This is a genomic window from Salidesulfovibrio brasiliensis JCM 12178 (assembly GCF_001311825.1).
In the GTDB taxonomy this organism is placed as follows: Bacteria; Desulfobacterota; Desulfovibrionia; order Desulfovibrionales; family Desulfovibrionaceae; genus Pseudodesulfovibrio; species Pseudodesulfovibrio brasiliensis.
On record NZ_BBCB01000073.1, the window covers coordinates 1 to 16,397 of the forward strand.

17 protein-coding genes and 1 pseudogene are annotated in these 16,397 nt (G+C 61.0%); 8 read left to right on the plus strand and 10 right to left on the minus strand.

The window, feature by feature from the left end:
• Positions 1–212: 212 nt before the first annotated feature.
• Together JCM12178_RS19945 and JCM12178_RS13900 are read right to left on the minus strand one after the other, a co-directional pair.
• Positions 213–548 (minus strand): LysM peptidoglycan-binding domain-containing protein, encoded by a 336-nt coding sequence (locus JCM12178_RS19945; RefSeq protein WP_245628791.1) that lies wholly within the window; start codon positions 546–548, stop codon positions 213–215.
• On the minus strand, positions 494–1,831 hold the full coding sequence (locus tag JCM12178_RS13900; RefSeq protein ID WP_245628792.1) for a lytic transglycosylase domain-containing protein: 1,338 nt from the start codon (positions 1,829–1,831) through the stop codon (positions 494–496). The genes JCM12178_RS19945 and JCM12178_RS13900 overlap by 55 nt, the downstream gene beginning before the upstream one ends.
• Before the next feature lie 189 nt (positions 1,832–2,020).
• On the opposite strand from JCM12178_RS13900, the gene rlmB reads away from it, so the two are divergent.
• The gene (rlmB, locus tag JCM12178_RS13905; RefSeq protein WP_054652174.1) at positions 2,021–2,791 is read left to right on the plus strand and encodes a 23S rRNA (guanosine(2251)-2'-O)-methyltransferase RlmB; all 771 of its coding nucleotides are present in this window, start codon (positions 2,021–2,023) and stop codon (positions 2,789–2,791) included.
• Positions 2,792–2,874: 83 nt separating this feature from the next.
• Here the strand turns inward: rlmB and JCM12178_RS13910 are convergent, their stop codons facing one another.
• The 5 genes from JCM12178_RS13910 to JCM12178_RS13930 form a co-directional block, all read right to left on the minus strand.
• The gene (locus tag JCM12178_RS13910; protein WP_054652175.1) at positions 2,875–3,276 is read right to left on the minus strand and encodes a hypothetical protein; all 402 of its coding nucleotides are present in this window, start codon (positions 3,274–3,276) and stop codon (positions 2,875–2,877) included.
• Positions 3,277–3,443: 167 nt separating this feature from the next.
• The gene (locus JCM12178_RS13915; RefSeq protein WP_054652177.1) at positions 3,444–4,121 is read right to left on the minus strand and encodes an ABC transporter ATP-binding protein; all 678 of its coding nucleotides are present in this window, start codon (positions 4,119–4,121) and stop codon (positions 3,444–3,446) included.
• Positions 4,122–5,207 (minus strand): efflux RND transporter periplasmic adaptor subunit, encoded by a 1,086-nt coding sequence (locus tag JCM12178_RS13920; protein WP_054652179.1) that lies wholly within the window; start codon positions 5,205–5,207, stop codon positions 4,122–4,124. It abuts the gene before it with no gap.
• Positions 5,204–5,689 (minus strand): hypothetical protein, encoded by a 486-nt coding sequence (locus JCM12178_RS13925; RefSeq protein WP_054652181.1) that lies wholly within the window; start codon positions 5,687–5,689, stop codon positions 5,204–5,206. The genes JCM12178_RS13920 and JCM12178_RS13925 overlap by 4 nt, the downstream gene beginning before the upstream one ends.
• A 1-nt stretch (position 5,690) precedes the next feature.
• A complete protein-coding gene (locus JCM12178_RS13930; protein ID WP_054652182.1) occupies positions 5,691–7,058 on the minus strand; it encodes a phosphomannomutase/phosphoglucomutase in 1,368 nt (455 codons plus the stop codon).
• 77 nt (positions 7,059–7,135) lie between these two features.
• Here JCM12178_RS13930 and hflK point away from each other — a divergent pair, with 77 nt between their 5' ends.
• The 7 genes from hflK (at position 7,136) to JCM12178_RS13960 (ending at position 13,333) form a co-directional block, all read left to right on the plus strand.
• Positions 7,136–8,212, plus strand: coding sequence for an FtsH protease activity modulator HflK (hflK, locus tag JCM12178_RS13935; RefSeq protein ID WP_054652184.1), 1,077 nt, complete (start codon positions 7,136–7,138; stop codon positions 8,210–8,212).
• 17 nt (positions 8,213–8,229) lie between these two features.
• On the plus strand, positions 8,230–9,081 hold the full coding sequence (hflC, locus tag JCM12178_RS13940) for a protease modulator HflC (RefSeq protein ID WP_054652186.1): 852 nt from the start codon (positions 8,230–8,232) through the stop codon (positions 9,079–9,081).
• Positions 9,082–9,368: 287 nt separating this feature from the next.
• Positions 9,369–10,091 carry a LexA family transcriptional regulator gene (locus JCM12178_RS13945; RefSeq protein WP_054652188.1) on the plus strand — a complete coding sequence of 241 codons (723 nt, stop codon included), beginning with the start codon at positions 9,369–9,371 and terminating at the stop codon, positions 10,089–10,091.
• A gap of 103 nt (positions 10,092–10,194) precedes the next feature.
• Positions 10,195–11,331 (plus strand): response regulator, encoded by a 1,137-nt coding sequence (locus JCM12178_RS13950; protein ID WP_054652190.1) that lies wholly within the window; start codon positions 10,195–10,197, stop codon positions 11,329–11,331.
• The gene (locus tag JCM12178_RS20350) at positions 11,220–11,465 is read left to right on the plus strand and encodes a GGDEF domain-containing protein (protein ID WP_250635946.1); all 246 of its coding nucleotides are present in this window, start codon (positions 11,220–11,222) and stop codon (positions 11,463–11,465) included. The genes JCM12178_RS13950 and JCM12178_RS20350 overlap by 112 nt, the downstream gene beginning before the upstream one ends.
• A 26-nt stretch (positions 11,466–11,491) precedes the next feature.
• A complete protein-coding gene (gene panB / locus JCM12178_RS13955; protein ID WP_054652192.1) occupies positions 11,492–12,370 on the plus strand; it encodes a 3-methyl-2-oxobutanoate hydroxymethyltransferase in 879 nt (292 codons plus the stop codon).
• A complete protein-coding gene (locus JCM12178_RS13960) occupies positions 12,371–13,333 on the plus strand; it encodes a hypothetical protein (protein WP_054652194.1) in 963 nt (320 codons plus the stop codon).
• A gap of 546 nt (positions 13,334–13,879) precedes the next feature.
• Here JCM12178_RS13960 and cysS read toward each other — a convergent pair.
• From cysS to JCM12178_RS17945, 3 genes and pseudogenes are all read right to left on the minus strand, one after another.
• Positions 13,880–15,336: pseudogene (gene cysS / locus JCM12178_RS13965) on the minus strand (cysteine--tRNA ligase).
• A gap of 36 nt (positions 15,337–15,372) precedes the next feature.
• On the minus strand, positions 15,373–16,227 hold the full coding sequence (locus tag JCM12178_RS13970) for an aq_1923 C-terminal domain (RefSeq protein ID WP_054652196.1): 855 nt from the start codon (positions 16,225–16,227) through the stop codon (positions 15,373–15,375).
• The coding region (locus tag JCM12178_RS17945) for a 2-C-methyl-D-erythritol 2,4-cyclodiphosphate synthase (protein WP_172677150.1) at positions 16,228–16,397 on the minus strand (170 nt) is incomplete at its 5' end.

The window sequence follows — 16,397 nt, forward strand, 5'->3', positions numbered from 1 at the left end:
GAACTCCAAAGCTTTTTGGCTCGCCTTCGGCGCAATTGTCCGGTTCCACAATGCTTCCGTTTGATACAAACGCCTTCAAATCAGGGAGTGCAGAGGGGATTATCCCCTTTGCCGGGTGCAGGGCAGAGCCCTGCTCCCCGAAAGGCCGCCGGAGGCAAAAAAAGGCGACATCCTTGTGGGATGCCGCCTTTTCTCTTCTTATTCAGATACTGCTAGCGCACGTAAACCTTGAGGTGCTGATTCGGGTAGATGGTTCCCTTTCGGTTCAGGCTGTTCCACTGCCTGAGCTCGGAAACCGTCACACCGAAGCGGCGGGCGATGGTGTAGAGGTTGTCGCCGCGGCGCACGCGATACTTGACCAGCTTGGCGCGAACCTTGTCGGCACCTTTTTTGGCCTTCTTGGCCGCGCTGGCGCTGCCGTCCGGGATGTCCAGCCGCATGCCGGGCTTGATCATGCGCGAATTGTTGATGCCATTGGCGCTCTGGAGCGTGCTCAGGCTGACGCGGAAACGGCGGGCGATGGACCAGAGGGTATCGCCCCGGCGCACGACGTAGGTGCCTTTGGAGCTGGCGATACGGCGGGTCTTGGAGCCTTTCGGCTGCTGGCGGTTGCCGAGGGCACCGAGCGGCTGCCGCCACGTCCGGGAACCATGACGGTCTGCCGGATGCTCAGCGTATTGGAGCGGGTGTTGTTCACCTTTTTCAGGACGGAGATGGGGACCCCGAACCTGCGGGATATCTTCCACCAGGAGTCGCCCCGGCGGACGCGGTAGGCCACGTATCCTGCATACGGTTTGGAAGACGGATCGTTCAGGTAGGCCATCATCTTGGGCGCATTCTCCACCGGCAGATAGGCGGTGGTGGTCCAGTGCGGCGGGCTCACCTGACGGCGGAAGGCCGGGTTCAGGTGACGGAATTCCTTCCAGGTCATGCCGCCAGCCTTGGCCAGAGCGAGCAGGTCGGTGCCGCCCGGCACCTCGACCGGAGTGATCTTGTGGGCCTGATCCCAGCGGACCGGCTCGAAACCGAGGGTGTCAAGGTTCTGGAATATCTTGGAAAGGGCGATGAATTTCGGGACGTAGTGGCGGGTCTCCTTGCGCAGGCGGTAGCGATATTTCAGCTTGCGGTTGTTGGCGCAGAGCTTGAAGAAGTCGTCGCTGTTGGTCTTGCGCAGCGCGCGGGAAATCTTGCCTTCCCCGGCGTTGTAGGCGGCAAGGGCCAGATACCAGTCGCCGAAGCGTTCATGGAGATCCTGCAGGTAGTCGAGCGCGGCGTGGGTGGCCTTGTAGGGGTCACGGCGTTCGTCTATCCACCAGTCGATGCGCAGGCCGTATTTGCGGCCGGTGCCACGGATGAACTGCCACATGCCGCCCGCGCCTGCCCATGAATAGGCATAGGGGTTGTATCCGGATTCGGCAAAGGGCAGCATGGCAAGGTCCTGCGGCATGTTGCGCTTGGTCAGTTCCGCGCGGATGTACGGCAGGTAGGGCTCGGCGCGCTTGAGCCAGCGCTCCATGACCCGCCGTTTTTTGTGCGTGAAATATGTGAAGTACTGGCTGACTTCCTTTGTCTCACGGTAGTCAAGGTCGAAAAGCAGGCCGAACTTTGAGTCCAGCACGCTCTTTTCCGTGGTGGTGAGGGTCGATTCATCCACCTCGGGCGTGGCCTCGACAGCCTCTTCGAGCGGTTGCGCCGCCTCGTCCGCTTCACTGAAAACGGCGGGTACTTCGGTGTCCTCGGGGGAGGGCGCCTTTTTCTCCGCACAACCGGCCATAAAGGCAAGGGCGAAGAGCGCGACCAGAAGACCGCGGAAACATTTACTAATATTCAATCGAGCCTCCAACGTTGAGCCCACCTTATCAGAAAGGCGAGTTTCCCGGAAGTCTAGAAAAGGTCTTGATTAACCATTCCACTTGAGAGTACGTGCTATCCCACCTTTCGCGCGATTGCAATAGCGGCGGAAAAGGACTACCCGGAATGAAGGCCGATTCTGGCCCCAAAAGGTCAACGAGGCGAAGAAATGCGAAACAAGGACGGAAAACGCGGCCCCTCCCGGGGCGGCAAGGATTACGTGGTGGGAACCAAGCCGGTCATGGAGCTTCTGGAAAGCTCGCCCGGCCGGGTCGATCACGTCATGTTCCGCAAGGGACGGCACGACAAGACGCTGGACAGAATCGTCGAGCTCTGCCGCAAGAACAAGATCGCCTTCCGGGGCGCGGACGCCAAGGAGCTTGACCGTGCCTACTCCGGAAACCATCAGGGCGTGGTGGCCCAGGTCGCCGCGCTGGAATACGTCGACATCGAACAGCTCATGGACGAGGCTGCAGAGACCGAGCTGCCGCTGCTGGTGGCCCTCGATCAGGTGCAGGACCCCGGCAACGTGGGCGCGCTGGCCCGCACTGCATACGCCATGGGCGCGGCCGGGCTGATCGTCTGCCGCCATCACGGGGCATATCTCGGCACCGGCGCGGTGAAATCCAGCGCGGGCGCCATCAACCACCTGCCGGTGGCCAAGGCCAACAACCTCGCCCAGACGCTCAAGGACTGCGCCCAGCGCGGCTATGAAATCTACGCCAGCGGTTCCGGTCAGGAGGCAGAAGACGTTTTCGAGGCCAAGCTGAACACCCCGGCGGTGCTGGTCCTCGGCAACGAGGAGAAAGGCGTGCGTCCCGGCGTGCAGAAGCACTGCACCCGGACACTGAACATCCCTTTCCGCAGGGAGTTTGACTCCCTGAACGTGGCACAGGCCGGGGCCATCATCATGAGCCTCTTCTCGCGCAGGAACCCCTGATTCGACGAATCTTCAAAACACGAAAAGGCCCCGGCAGCGCTGCCGGGGCCTTTTTTTCATCGTTGTTCCGCAGTGTATTTCGACTACGCCAGCCCGAGCTGTCCGGCCATCTTGGTGTACAGCATGGTCACATACGCTTCGTAATCGGGAAGCTTTCTGGTGATGGTGCCGAAGCTGCCGGAGACGTGCAGCAGATACTGCGCGCCATGGTCGTCCTTTTTGATTTCCGTTTCCACGGCAATGCTCTTGTCCGGCACCGTGGACCTGAAGAAGAGGGCTCTTGGTTTGGAAATGGTCCTGCTTGCAGGGTCCACCTCCCAGAACTGGTTGGTGGCGTAGCGGGCGTAGAGCACGAACGGAAGCGCGATGCCTCCCCAGAGCAGCCAGCCCGGACCGTGCGAGAACCAGATTGCCGCGAGCAGCGCGGCCGTGGCTGCAAAAATGCCGCCCCCGACCCACGAGACGTTCTGTTGAATGCGGTACATGTGCACCCTCCTCCTCAAATGGTTACAAACTATGACACTACGGAAAGTCCCCCTGAGACAAATTTGTCGTTTGAATAGCACGTTCGTCTATCCGACACAAGCGGGGACCACTCAAATGGTCTATAGGTTGTCCTGAGAAGCCGGAGGGATGGACCGACGGGCCGCGCCTACGCGACCCGGCCGTCGGAGAGGTGGATGATCTTCTGGGCGGTGTCGGCAACTTCCACGTCGTGCGTCACCAGCACGATGGTCTTTCCGGACTCGTGCACGTCGTGAAAGAGGTTCATGATCTCGCCGCTGGTGGTGGAGTCGAGCTGGCCCGTGGGTTCATCCGCGAGGATGACGTCCGGCTCGTTGAGCAGCGCTCTGGCCATGGCGACGCGCTGCTGCTGCCCGCCCGAGAGGCGGTTCGGGCGAAAGGTCATGCGATCCGCCAGCCCGACACGCTCCAGCAGGTACTCGGCCCGTTCGCGCAGCTCGGCCTGCGCCCTGCCCGAGTACAGGCCGGGCAGGATGACGTTCTCCAGCGCCGTGGCATAGGGGATGAGGTAGAAACTCTGAAAGATAAACCCGAGGGTCTTGTTGCGAAAATCCGACTGTTCGTCATCGTCCAGGCCGGAAACGTCCCGGTCCATGAGCTTGTAGACTCCTGCCGTAGGGCGGTCCAACAGGCCGATGATGTGCAGGAGCGTGGATTTTCCCGAACCGGACGTGCCTTGCAGGGCCACGAATTCGCCCTGTCCGATTTCAAGGGTGATGCCCTTGAGCACTTCGATGCCCGGCCCCTCGTCCGCGCCCTGAAAGAAGGTGCGGGTGATGTTGTTCAAGCTGATGGCAGGCTGCATCTAAATACCCTTTTCCGCCTTCTTGCGACCGGGCAGCACGAGCTGGGTGGCCACCTCGTCACCTTCGGAAAGCCCCTCAAGCACCTGACTGCGCTCAAGCCCCTGCAGGCCGAGCTTCGGCTCCAGCTCCTCGGGCTTTTCTTCGCCGGTCACGCGGAAAACCCGCTGCTTGCCGCCCACCCACTTGAGGGCGGTGTTGGGAATGGAGAGTACGTCCCGCGCGACTTCCACGATGATGCGACACTGGGTGGTCATCTCCGGGCGAAGCAGGCGTGCCTCATCCGGCCCGACTTCCACCAGCGCCCGGTAGTAGACGATGTTGTCGCGCACTTCCGGCTCCGGGTAGATGCGGTCGATGGTGCCGTTGAAAATCCGGTCCGGCCGGGCGTCCACGGTAAACTCGACGGGAAGGCCCAGCTCCACCCGCCCCACGTCGGTTTCATCCACGTAAATCCACATCTCCAGCCGCTCCGGAGCGAGCACGGTCACGAGGTTGGAAACGTTCAGGCCGGAAACGATGGTCTCTCCCTCCTGCGCCGCAACCTGACTGACAACACCGTCAATGGGGCTGAGAATGCGAGTGTAGGACTGCTGCACCTCCAGAGTCTCCAGCGAGGCCTTGGCCGCTTCCATTTCAAAACGGGCCACGTTGGCGTCCTGTATGGCCTGATCCAGCGTGTCCTGCGGCTCCAGATTCTTCTTCACCAGCCGTTCCCGCCGGGGCAGATTTTTCATGGCGTATTCATGCTTGGCCTTGGCCAACCTGAACCGGGCCTTGGCTTCGGCGATCTTGGCCTCCAGTTCGCGGTCGTCCACCACGGCCAGCAGTTGACCCTTCCGGACTTCATCGCCGACACGGACGCGCACCTCCACCAACTCCCCGGTGGAACGCGCCCCGACCTTGACCATGGCCCCGACCTGCGCTTTCACGACGCCTGTGGCCTCCAGCACCTTGCGGACGTCACCCCGCTCCACGGCAGCGGTGCGGATGATCTTGATTTCGTCTGCGCCGCCTGATCCAAGCCAGAACCACAGGCCGCCGCCGACGGCAAGCACGGCTACGGCGATGATGAGATATTTCTTCATGTATTCTTCTTCCGATCGTCCAGTCTGCCCAGTTCGTTTTCGAGAATGGTGTCAAAGTCCGGGGGGGCGATACCCATGAGCTTCCGGTACGCGTCGCGAAAACGCCATTCCACATAGCGGTAGCCGCATCCCGGCAACAGGTCGCCCCCGCTGTAATAGACGGTTTCCGTGGGAAACCGCTTGCAAAGTTCCATGCGAGAATCATGCTCCGAGCACAAATTGTCAACGCCCAGCATGCGACAATCGAACAACAGGAACCCTTCGTCCGACTCTCCGCTGATGACGAACCGCTCGTACTGCGGGTTTTCCTCGCACATCCTGCGGAAATCCCGTTCATGCTTGACCCAGTGCCCTTCATCCATAAGGATTATTTTATGGCAGCACCGGCCGCACAGGCGGCAGGAACCCTCCACCCGTACGCCGCGGCGCAGGATGTCCGCCCTCAGGCGACGAAATATCCCTTTCCACGACAACAGGCGCATGTCAGCCGCCGAGCTCCTTGATCCAGCTGTGGATGGGCTTTTCCATGGTCTCGCGAATCTCCGCCAGCCGCTCCTTGCTCTCGGCTTCAAAGCGCATCACCAGCGCGGGCTGGGTGTTGGAAGCCCGCACAAGCCCCCATCCGTCGCCGAACTCCACGCGCGCGCCGTCCATGTCAATAACGTCATAGTCCTTGCGGAAGTGCTCCTGCGCCCGTCGCACGACCTCGAACTTGGCCGACTCGGGGCAGTCCGCGCGTATCTCGGGGGTGTTGTGCGTCTCGGGCCAGTCCTCAAGCTGGCGGGACACGGGCCGGTCAGAGCGGCTCATGATCCCGGCGACAAGCAGTGCGCCGTAGGTGGCGTCGTCAAAGCCGAAAAAGCCTTTTTCGAAAAACATGTGGCCGCTCATCTCGCCGCCAAGCGCCGCGCCGAGCTCCTTCATCCTCGCCTTCACGATGGAATGGCCGGTGATGCACATGACCGCCTTGCCGCCGTGCGCCTCGATGTCGGAAAAAAGCAGGTGGCTGCATTTCACGTCCGCCACCACGGTCTCGCCCGGTGAGGCCTTGAGCAGGTCGCGGGCGTAGATGGCCAAAAGCTGATCGCCGAAGAGCAGATTCCCTTTCTCGTCCACAACACCGATGCGGTCGCCGTCGCCGTCGAGGCCTACGCCGAAATCGGCCTTCTCGGCCACCACGCGGGCCTTGAGGTCTTCCACGTACTCTTCGACAACCGGATCGGGGTGATGGTTGGGGAAATCTCCGTCCGGCTCACAATACTGGCGCACCACCTCGACCCCGGCTTTTTCAAGGATATCGGCGGTGATGTCGCCACTGGTGCCGTTGCCGCCGTCCACCACCACCTTGAGGGGGCGGGAGATGGTACAGCGCGAAAGCAGTGCCTCCTCATAGGCGGGTAGGATGTCGTGACGCGAAATCATGCCGCCGCCCTCGGGGAACTTGCCTTCCTTCATTATGTGGTAGAGCTTTCGCACTTCCTCGGAGTGGATGGTGGTCGGCCCCTGCCAGACCTTGAAACCGTTGAACTCCGGCGGGTTGTGGCTCGCGGTTATCATGACCCCGGCCTGCAGCCCGAGGTGTCCCACCGCAAAATAAAAGACCGGTGTCGGGACTCGGCCAAGGACAATGACATCCATGCCGGTGGCGGCGAGCCCTTCGGCCAGCGCGGCCTGATAAGCCGGGGAACTGTGGCGGCAGTCGTGCCCCACCACGGCCCGGTTGTGGCCGTTTTCCCGAAAATAGCGGCCACACGCCCGACCCAGTTCGTGGACCCATTCCTCATCGAAGTCCACGTCCACGACCCCGCGTATATCATAGGCCCGAAAGATATCACCCGTTATTTTTTTCACGTCCAGCTCCTCAAAAGCTCAATCATTTTCCGGATCATCTTGACCATACTCGTCTTTCCGCCTATTTTCGACTCATTATGAATTGGGACTGGGAAAAACTGCAGAAGCAGCAACAGGGGCGCAAAGGTGGTCCTTCGAAACCGCCTGGATTTGATGACTTCAACCAACAGTTCGAGAAACTTCGCCGCTTTAAGTTTCCGGGATGGAAACTGCTCATCCTTGCGGCGTTCGGCCTCTGGCTCATATCGGGCGTCTACATAGTGGAACCCGGCGAGGTCGGCATCGTCAAGCGTTTCGGTGAATACCGGGACATGACCACGCCCGGACCGCACTATCACATTCCATATCCGGTGGAAAGCGCCACCACCCTGAACGTCGAGCGCGTCCGCCGCGTCGAGTTCGGCTTCCGCTCGCTGAACACCTCGCGCAGCGGTTTCCAGCAGGGGCAGGGGCGCAACGTTCCCAACGAATCGCTCATGCTCACTGGTGACGAGAACATCGTCAGCGTGCAGTTCATCGTACAGTACCAGATCAAGGACGCGGTCAACTATCTGTTCAACGTCTTTGATCAGGAATCCACGGTGAAGAATGCTGCCGAAGCTGCCATGCGCGAAGTGATCGGCAGAAGCAGGATCGACCGCGCCCTGACCACCGGCAAGCAGGAAATCCAGGCCGCGACCCGGACCCTGATGCAGGAAATCCTCGACAATTATCAATCCGGCATTCGCATCGAAAACGTGCAGATGCAGAACGTGCATCCGCCGGACGCCGTTGTTGACGCGTTCAAGGACGTTGCCAGCGCCCGCGAGGACAAAAGCCGCTTCATCAACGAGGCCGAAGCCTACCGCAACGACATCCTGCCCAAGGCGCGAGGCCGGGCCGCACGGATAATCAACGCTGCGGAAGCACACCGCGAAGCCACGGTCCGAAAGGCCGAGGGTGACGCATCCCGCTTCCTGGCCGTGCTCAAGGAATACCGAAAGGCCGAGGGAATCACCCGCAAGCGCCTGTATCTCGAGACCATGGAAGAGGTGCTCTCCTCTCCGGATGCCGAAAAGGTCATCCTCTCGAACGAAGCGCTCAAGCAATCCCTGCCCTATCTGCCGCTGGACCGCGTGTCTCCCAAGAAGACCGCCCCGGCCAAAACACAGTAAGCGAGGCCCGGTAATACATGCAAAAGAAAGTAATATTCTTCCTGGCCCTGATATTTATCGCGGTGGCGGTGCTCAGCCAGAGCGTCTTTACCGTGGACCAGACCCAGAAGGCGATCGTCCTGCAACTGGGGAAACCCGTATCACCGCACGCTCTTGGCCCCGGACTGCACTTCAAGCTGCCCGTGGTCCAGAACGTGGTCTACGTTGACGCCCGTATCCTCGACTACGACGCCAAGCCAGAAGAAATCACCACCCAGGACAAGAAGTACATGGATATCGATTCCTACTCCAAGTGGCGAATCGTGAATCCGCTTCAGTTCTACCGTACCGTTCGCAACATCCCCGCTGCCCAGGCCCGACTGGACGATATCATCCGTTCCCAGTTGCGCGTGGCACTGGGCCGCTACACGCTGATTGAGGTCGTTTCCCAGAAGCGTCCCGAAATCATGGACAACGTGACCAAGCGCAGCCGCGAGGTTCTGGCGCCTTACGGCATCGAAGTGGTGGACGTGCGCATCAAGCGCACCGACCTGCCCGCCGAGAACCAGCGCGCAATCTATGGTCGCATGAAGGCCGAGCGTGAACGTCAGGCCAAGCAGTACCGTTCCGAAGGTCAGGAGGCCGCCGACAAGATCAAGGCCAAGGCCGACAAGGAACGGACCATCCTTCTCGCGGAAGCGAACCGCTCCGCAGAGGTCATCCGAGGCGAAGGGGATGCCCTGGCTACCAAAACGTATGCCGAGGCTCTGGGGAAATCTCCCGAGTTTTACGAATTCCAGCGCAGCCTGAAGGCTTACAGGCAGTCGCTCAAGGAAGGCTCGCGGTTTATCCTTACGCCTGACACGCCTTATCTGAAGTTTTTCAGATAATTCCGATTAGCATACTTTCTTGGTAAGCAATTGAAGACGCTGCCTATCGGTCGATAGATGCAGGAGGTTTGCTATTGCGCGTACCTATAATGGTTATTGACTAACGAAAAAAATCAGGCTATCCCCTAAATCGTCTAGGGGATTCTCCCGAGTTATGACCGTACTTTCTCCCGACCTCTTCTCATTCGTCTCTTTCCGGTCATCTCGCGGAGGTTTCCGTTTGAATATAATCGTAGAGTTCTGCGTATGCGGTATACTCGACCAACCAGCAATAAAGCGAGATTCGAATGCCGAAGCCTAAAAAACGCTGCGACGAAGGCCAGCAGAAGTGGTTTGACGAGGCCCTTGAACGTATCAAAAAGGCCACCGGTGCCAGAACGCAGGTTCAGCTGGCCGAAGTCCTCGACGTCCGCCAGTCGAGTATCTCCGATGCGAAGCGGCGCTGCTCCATTCCTGCGGAGTGGTTCCTGAAGCTCTACCGCAGCCACGGACTGGCCCCGGACTGGCTCTCGGAAGGCACCGAGCCTGTCTACCTGAACCCGAACAAGGCCAAGATTCCCGCCGACACCGTTCTGCGCGAAACCCCGGCCCCGTATGGTCGCAACAATGCACGTTCCCGCGTGGCTCCTGTTTCCAACATGGCCGGGCTGGACAAGTCCGCCCAGAACTGGGACCCCCAGCCGATCGAGGAACTGGCAATTCCCGAGACCTACTTCCGCCCCAAGCTGCAAGTGGTGAAGGTTGACAACGCCAGCATGGAGCCGGTGATCCAGCGCGACGCATACGTCGGCATCGACCGCGCCCAGACCCAGCATCCGGATGGCGATCTCTGCGCCGTGCACTTCCCCCATCAGGGCATCATGATCCGCCGGGTCTTTTTACAAAACGGAGAGTTCGTGCTCAAAGCCATGAACGACCAGTACTCCGACCTGACCATCCCGGCCGACGAAATGGACGCACGTACCGTTGGCCGCGTGATTTGGGTGCTGCAGGACATCGGCACCGTCTAGGGGAAACTCCCGACTCAGCATTCAAGGACCGCCGCATCCCCGAGGATGCGGCGGTTTTTCTTTTCCCGCCGAAAAGGCTATGGGAACAAAAGGAGAGATCGCCATGAACGGACATACCGTACTTCTCGTCGAGGACAGCCGCTTTTTCGGCCAGATGGTGCGTCAGCGCATAGAATCCGAGCTCGACCTGAGTGTGGTCTGGGTCGAAACCATGGCCGAGGCGCTTCAGGCGCTCGAGTCGGGGTCTGATCAATTCGTGGCCGCCCTAACGGGCCTGACCCTTCCTGACGCTCCCGCCGGAGAGCTCATCTCCCACCTCTCTGAGGCTGCGGTTCCGGTCATCGTGTTCACCGCCACCTTCGACCCGGAAACCCGGGAAAGCATCACCGCCATGAACGTGGCCGACTACGTTGTCAAGCAGCACCCGGACGCCATGACCACCGTGCTGGATACCATCCGGCGCTTCAAGGCAAACCCGCAGACGCGAATCCTGGTGGTGGACGACTCGCCCACGGCCGTGGCCGCCGCATCCAAGATGCTTCGCACCCACCGTTACGATGTCCTCAGCGCGGCAAGCGCGGAAGAAGCGCTTGAAATCATGAAGCGGGAGGATGACATCCGTCTGGTGCTCACCGACTACAACATGCCGGGCATGGACGGTTTTGAACTGACCCGTCAGCTCCGTAACGATTACGACAAGGACCGCCTCGGCATCATCGGTTTTTCGGCACTGGGGAACAACGTGCTCTCGGCCCGCTTCATCAAGCACGGCGCAAATGACTTTCTGAACAAGCCCTACCTTCCGGAGGAGCTTTACTGTCGCGTGGTGCACGCCCTTGACATGCTTGAACGCATCCAGACCATCCGCGACCTCTCATACAGGGACCACCTGACCCGGCTCCCCAACCGCCGCTGGTTCTTCGAGTCTGCAGAACCCTTCATGGATGCCGCCAGGTCACGGGGGGCCGAACTCACGCTGGCCATGATCGACATCGACCACTTCAAGCACGTGAACGACACCTACGGGCACGACGTCGGAGACATGGTCATCCAACACATCGCCGAACTCATCGCCAAGGCGTTCCGGAAAGCGAGACCATCCCCGCGCGTTTTGGTGGCGAAGAATTCATTGTTCTTGCCGACCACGCTCCCGGCGACTCCATGGAACCGGCCTTCGAAGGGCTGCGCAAGGCCATTGAAAGCATGGACATCGACGTCTGCGGCCACACCATTTCCGTGACAGTCAGCATCGGAATGTGCAAAAATATCCCCGATTCCCTGCATGAGGGGTTGAAAAGCGCGGACGATCACCTGTACACAGCCAAGCGGCAGGGGCGAAACCGCCTCGTCTCCGACACCTGCCGCCTCGACTGAACAGACTGTCAATCCAAGGAGAATGCATGAGCGTTCACAGCACGACCTCCGGTGACGCCAAACCCGTCACCGCACCGGGCATCCGTGCCCGCAAGGGCGAAACACCCATCGCCTGCATCACTGCATACGATTACTGCACAGGCCTCATCGCCGACCAGAGCGGCGCGGACCTCATTCTTGTGGGCGACTCCGTGGCCATGGTGGTTCTCGGTCATGAAGACACCCTCTCCGTGACCATGGACGAGATGCTGCACCACACCCGCGCGGCCAGCCGGGGCGTCAAACGCGGCCTGCTCGTGGGCGACATGCCGTTTCTTTCCTACAACGTGAGCGTGGAGCAGGCCCTGACCAACGCGGGCCGTTTTCTCTCCGAAGGCCGGGCCAAGGCGGTCAAGCTCGAAGGCGGGCAGACCGTGGTGCCGCAGGTCAAGGCCATCGTGGACGCCGGAATCCCCGTGCTCGGCCACATCGGGCTGACTCCGCAGCACGTGGCCCGCTTCGGCGGCTTCAAGGCGCAGGCCAAGACCGCCGACGGCGTGAAGGCCCTTCTGGACGACGCCCTTGCCCTTGAAGAGGCGGGCGTGTTTGCCATCGTCATCGAGGCCGTGCCCGAAGAGGCCGCGCAGCTCATCACGGAAGCCGTGAGCGTGCCCACCATCGGCATCGGGGCCGGGCCGGTCACGGACGGACAGATCCTCGTCTACCACGACGTGCTGGGCATGTTCGACAAGTTCACCCCCAAGTTCGTGCGCCGCTACGCCGAGCTTGGCGAACTCTCCACCGAGACCCTGCGCCGCTACTGCGAAGACGTGCGGCACGGCCACTTCCCCGCCGAAAAGCACACCCTGCACATGGGCGAGGAAGAACTGGGCAAGCTCAAGAAAATCAAAAAAGCAAAACGCTAGATGGAATCGCTACTCTCTTGGCCCCTCCTCTGGGAGGGGCTTTTCTGGCCGCTGATCCGGCTGACCTTCTTCATCAGCGTAGGCCTTTTCGTGGGCAACCTGATCGAATCGCTGAACTGGACGCGACACGTGGCCCGCATTGCCGAGCCGCTGGCCCGCCGCGCCCGGCTGAAGGACGTTTCCGCCGCCGCCTTTTCACTGGCCTTCTTTTCCGGCGTCACCGCCAACACCATGCTGGCCGAGGCGCATGAAAAAGAGACCATCTCGGACCGGGAACTGCTGCTCTCGAACCTCTTCAACAGCCTGCCCACCTACTTTCTGCACCTGCCGACCATCTTCTTCATCGCCGCGCCGTTTATCGGTTCGGCCGCTTTCATCTATGTGGGCATCACCGCCGGGGCCGCGCTGCTCCGGACCGCCGCTATCGTGTGCATGGGTCGGTTCATGCTTCCGCCGGTGCCGGACGGCTGCGTTCCCTGCCGACTGGACGAAGCCCCGGACCTCAAGGGCTCGGCCCTGCAAAAGACTTGGCGGCGTTTCAAGAAACGGCTGCCCAGAATCCTCAAGTTCACGGTCCCCATCTACATCCTCTTCTTTCTGCTGCGCCACTACGGGTTCTTCGACGCCATGCAGGAGACCATGGCCACGAAGGTTTCCTTCTTTACGTGGCTGCCGCCCGAAGCCCTCGGCATCGTGGCCTTTCACGTGGCAGGGGAGTTCACGGTGGGGCTTGCCGCCGCAGGTGCGCTCATTCAGGAGGCCGCCCTCGACGTGCATGTGGTCGTGCTGGCTCTTCTGACCGGCAACGTGCTCTCCTCGCCCATGCGCGCCTTCCGCCACCAATTCCCTTACTATGCGGGCATATTCAAGCCCCGCATGGCCGCGCGTCTCATCGTGGTCAACCAGAGCCTTCGCGCCCTGAGCATCACCCTCGTGGCCATCTGCTACGCCTTCCTCGGCTGATCTTTTGTGCAAAATGTGCAAGTTGTGCAGAGACACTCCTTGCACATTCAACTTTCCCTCACGCATCTCCAGCTAATAAAATCAACTGCTTAGAGTTTGGCACACCTCATGCTTATCTGGACTTAAAGGGTTTCAGGCAGAAAAGCATTGCACTCAATCCTTTTTGTGACAGCAAGACTGACACACCTCCTCTCCGACCGGGTCCATGCCGGATGGACCGGTCCAGGAAGGGAACTTTGAAAAGCAGCGACAAGACGCATCGATCGAGGGTCAACAAGTGCCCCCTCGCTTTGTGCAGGCCCGCCACGCCCCCTCAGGCGGTCCCTGCACGGCCCTCGGCGAACCATTGATGCCGTCACGCAATAGAGACGGCCGACCGCATCGGCCATCCTCATCCCTCCTACCCCCTCATTGCAACAGGACACGGGCCGCCACCTCCTCGGCGGCCCGCTCCTGTTGTTGAGGTGTTTCACTGCGTGATTGTGCCCATAAGAAAAGGCCGCCTCCATCAGGAAGCGGCCTTGAACTGTCTGTTTTACGGATCGCCTAGATGACGTCCCACGTGGCACCCTGCGGGGTGTCCTTGACCTCCACGCCCATGTCGGCCAGCTCGTCGCGGATGGCGTCGGAGCGGGCAAAGTCCTTGTCCTTGCGGGCCTGCTGGCGCTCGTCCAGCTTGGTCTGCACGGCAGAGGGGTCAATCTCCTTGCGGGCGGCGCGGTTGTCGCGCAGGGCGGTCAGGAACTCGGCCGGGTTCTCGTCGAACACGCCGAAGACCTTTGCCCACTCTGCCACGTCCTTGCGGATTCTTGCCCAGAGGTCGCGGGCACCTTCGGACTGGCGCAGCTTTTTGTCCTCGGCAATGCGCCCGGCAAGACGCACGGCATTGAAGAGCTGGCCCAGCGCGGCAGCGGTGTTCAGATCATCCTCCATGGCCTCGGCCCACTTGGCTCGATGGCGTCCAGCTCGGCCGGAAGCTCTTCCGGGAACGGAGACTTCTTCCACTTGGCGCGCTCAAGCGCCTGATCGATCTGCTCCAACGCGGTGTAGACGCGCTTGATGCCCTTTTCGGCCTCTTCCATGGCGTCAAAGGAGAAATCAAGCGGGCTGCGGTAGTGCATGGTCAGCAGGAAATAGCGCAGCGTCTCCGGCAGGAACTGGGCGAGGATGTCGCGGATGGTGAAGAAGTTCCCGAGGCTCTTGGACATCTTCTCGGAGTTGATCTGCACGAAGCCGTTATGCACCCAGTAGCGGGCGAAGTCCTTGCCGCGGGCGGCCTCGGACTGGGCGATCTCGTTCTCGTGGTGCGGAAAGGAAAGGTCCTGCCCGCCGCCGTGGATGTCCAGCGGCAGGGGGGCGTACTTTTCGCTCATGGCCGAGCACTCGAGGTGCCAGCCCGGGCGGCCCTTGCCCCACGGGGAATCCCAGGACGGTTCGCCCGGCTTGGCGCCCTTCCAGAGGGTGAAGTCGAGCGGGTCTTCCTTCATCTCGCCCGGCTGGATGCGCGCCCCGGATTCGAGCTCGTCGATCTGACGGCCCGAGAGCTTGCCGTACCCCTCGAAGGAGCGCACGCGGAAATAGACGTCGCCGTTCTCGGCGGCATAGGCGTGACCCTTTTCAATGAGTTCTTCCGTAAGGACGATCATCTCCGGGATGTGCTCGGTGCATTTGGGCTCCACGGTGGCGCGTTTGACCTTGAGGCGGTCCATGTCCACGTAGAATTCGCCGATGAACTTCTCGGCTATCTCTCCGGCGTCCTGTCCCACTTCGGCGGCGCGCTTGATGATCTTGTCATCGATGTCCGTGAAGTTGCGGATGAACGTGACGTCGTAGCCCTTGTGCAACAGGTAGCGGTACAGCACGTCGAAGACCACGCTGGAGCGGGCGTGGCCGATGTGACACAGGTCGTAGGCGGTGATGCCGCAGACGTACATGGACACATCGTTGCCGTTCAAGGGGGTGAATTCCTGTTTTTCCCGAGCCAGGGTGTTGTAGAGTTTCATGCTCTGCTCCGTGTATCGTATTGGACGATCTCGGTATTACCGGATCGTCGAAATTGTCAGGTTGAGCAACCGGATCATGCGGTCCGGGGAGTTGCCCATGTACATGTACAGCCACGGCACCGGCTCATCGGGCGTGGCGTTCACGGCCAGCGTGCCGCCGTCGCGGACGAAACGGCCAAGGGCGGCGTACGCATCGGCCGACTCGGGCTGACCGCCCGCTTCGGCTCCCTTTGCCAGCAAGGCCAACGTGGCCGCAAACTGCTGGCGACGCTCACCTTCGGGGCCGGGAATCAGCAGGGTCGAAAGCCTGTCCAAAAGCCCTGCGTCCGTAAAACTGAGAGCGGTTCTGCCAAACTGCAGGCCCACGAGCCGCTCCGCCCCGAGGTCATTCGGATCGACGTTGTGCAGACGCGCGCTGAGGGTCATGGCCCCGACTCCCTCAAGGTCCGCATCGAACCGCCTGACGTGCAGGGAGTTGTCACCCGTGTCAAAGGCGTAGTCAAGGGTCATGTCACCGCGAACATCGGTAATATCCATGCCGACGAGCACCGGGGTGGCCCAGTCGAACAGCTCCGCGGTCACGGGAACGTCCGCGCCGGTGACAACCACATGGGCGAACCGGGGCGGCCTGTTCTTGTGATCCAGACTCCGGAAGTCCACCTGCTCGGCATAATAATCATTCTCGCGCCAGTGCACCTGCACGCCGGTCAGGACGACCGTGCGGTCCATGATGTCCACGTCAAGCCCGTCCCAGCGCACGGACGCGCCACGGGCCTCGGCGGCCCGGCGGATGCCGTCGCCCACCTTGCTGTCCACGTACCACGTGATGCCGAAATACAGTGCACCCGCCACCAGCGCGGCGACCACGAGAACCTTGATGGCTCTGGACATCTAGACCGTCCTCACGGCGCTGACACAGGCAATGGCCTTGACGCCTTTCTTTTCGCCCGTAAAGCCGAGCTTTTCTTCGGTTGTGGCCTTGAAATTCACGAACGATTCCTCCAGCCCGAGCAGCCGGGCCACGTTGCGGCGCACGGCTGCGGCGTGCGGGGCCAGCTTCG

Bases quoted from the DNA above. Each gene is read 5' to 3' on its own strand.
- hflK (WP_054652184.1), top strand. From the start codon at position 7,136: ATGAATTGGGACTGGGAAAAACTGCAGAAGCAGCAACAGGGGCGCAAA.
- JCM12178_RS13950 (WP_054652190.1), top strand. From the start codon at position 10,195: ATGAACGGACATACCGTACTTCTCGTCGAGGACAGCCGCTTTTTCGGC.
- JCM12178_RS13925 (WP_054652181.1), bottom strand. From the start codon at position 5,689: ATGCGCCTGTTGTCGTGGAAAGGGATATTTCGTCGCCTGAGGGCGGAC.
- rlmB (WP_054652174.1), top strand. From the start codon at position 2,021: ATGCGAAACAAGGACGGAAAACGCGGCCCCTCCCGGGGCGGCAAGGAT.
- JCM12178_RS13970 (WP_054652196.1), bottom strand. From the start codon at position 16,227: ATGTCCAGAGCCATCAAGGTTCTCGTGGTCGCCGCGCTGGTGGCGGGT.
- JCM12178_RS13910 (WP_054652175.1), bottom strand. From the start codon at position 3,276: ATGTACCGCATTCAACAGAACGTCTCGTGGGTCGGGGGCGGCATTTTT.
- JCM12178_RS13960 (WP_054652194.1), top strand. From the start codon at position 12,371: ATGGAATCGCTACTCTCTTGGCCCCTCCTCTGGGAGGGGCTTTTCTGG.
- hflC (WP_054652186.1), top strand. From the start codon at position 8,230: ATGCAAAAGAAAGTAATATTCTTCCTGGCCCTGATATTTATCGCGGTG.
- JCM12178_RS13915 (WP_054652177.1), bottom strand. From the start codon at position 4,121: ATGCAGCCTGCCATCAGCTTGAACAACATCACCCGCACCTTCTTTCAG.
- JCM12178_RS13920 (WP_054652179.1), bottom strand. From the start codon at position 5,207: ATGAAGAAATATCTCATCATCGCCGTAGCCGTGCTTGCCGTCGGCGGC.
- panB (WP_054652192.1), top strand. From the start codon at position 11,492: ATGAGCGTTCACAGCACGACCTCCGGTGACGCCAAACCCGTCACCGCA.
- JCM12178_RS13945 (WP_054652188.1), top strand. From the start codon at position 9,369: ATGCCGAAGCCTAAAAAACGCTGCGACGAAGGCCAGCAGAAGTGGTTT.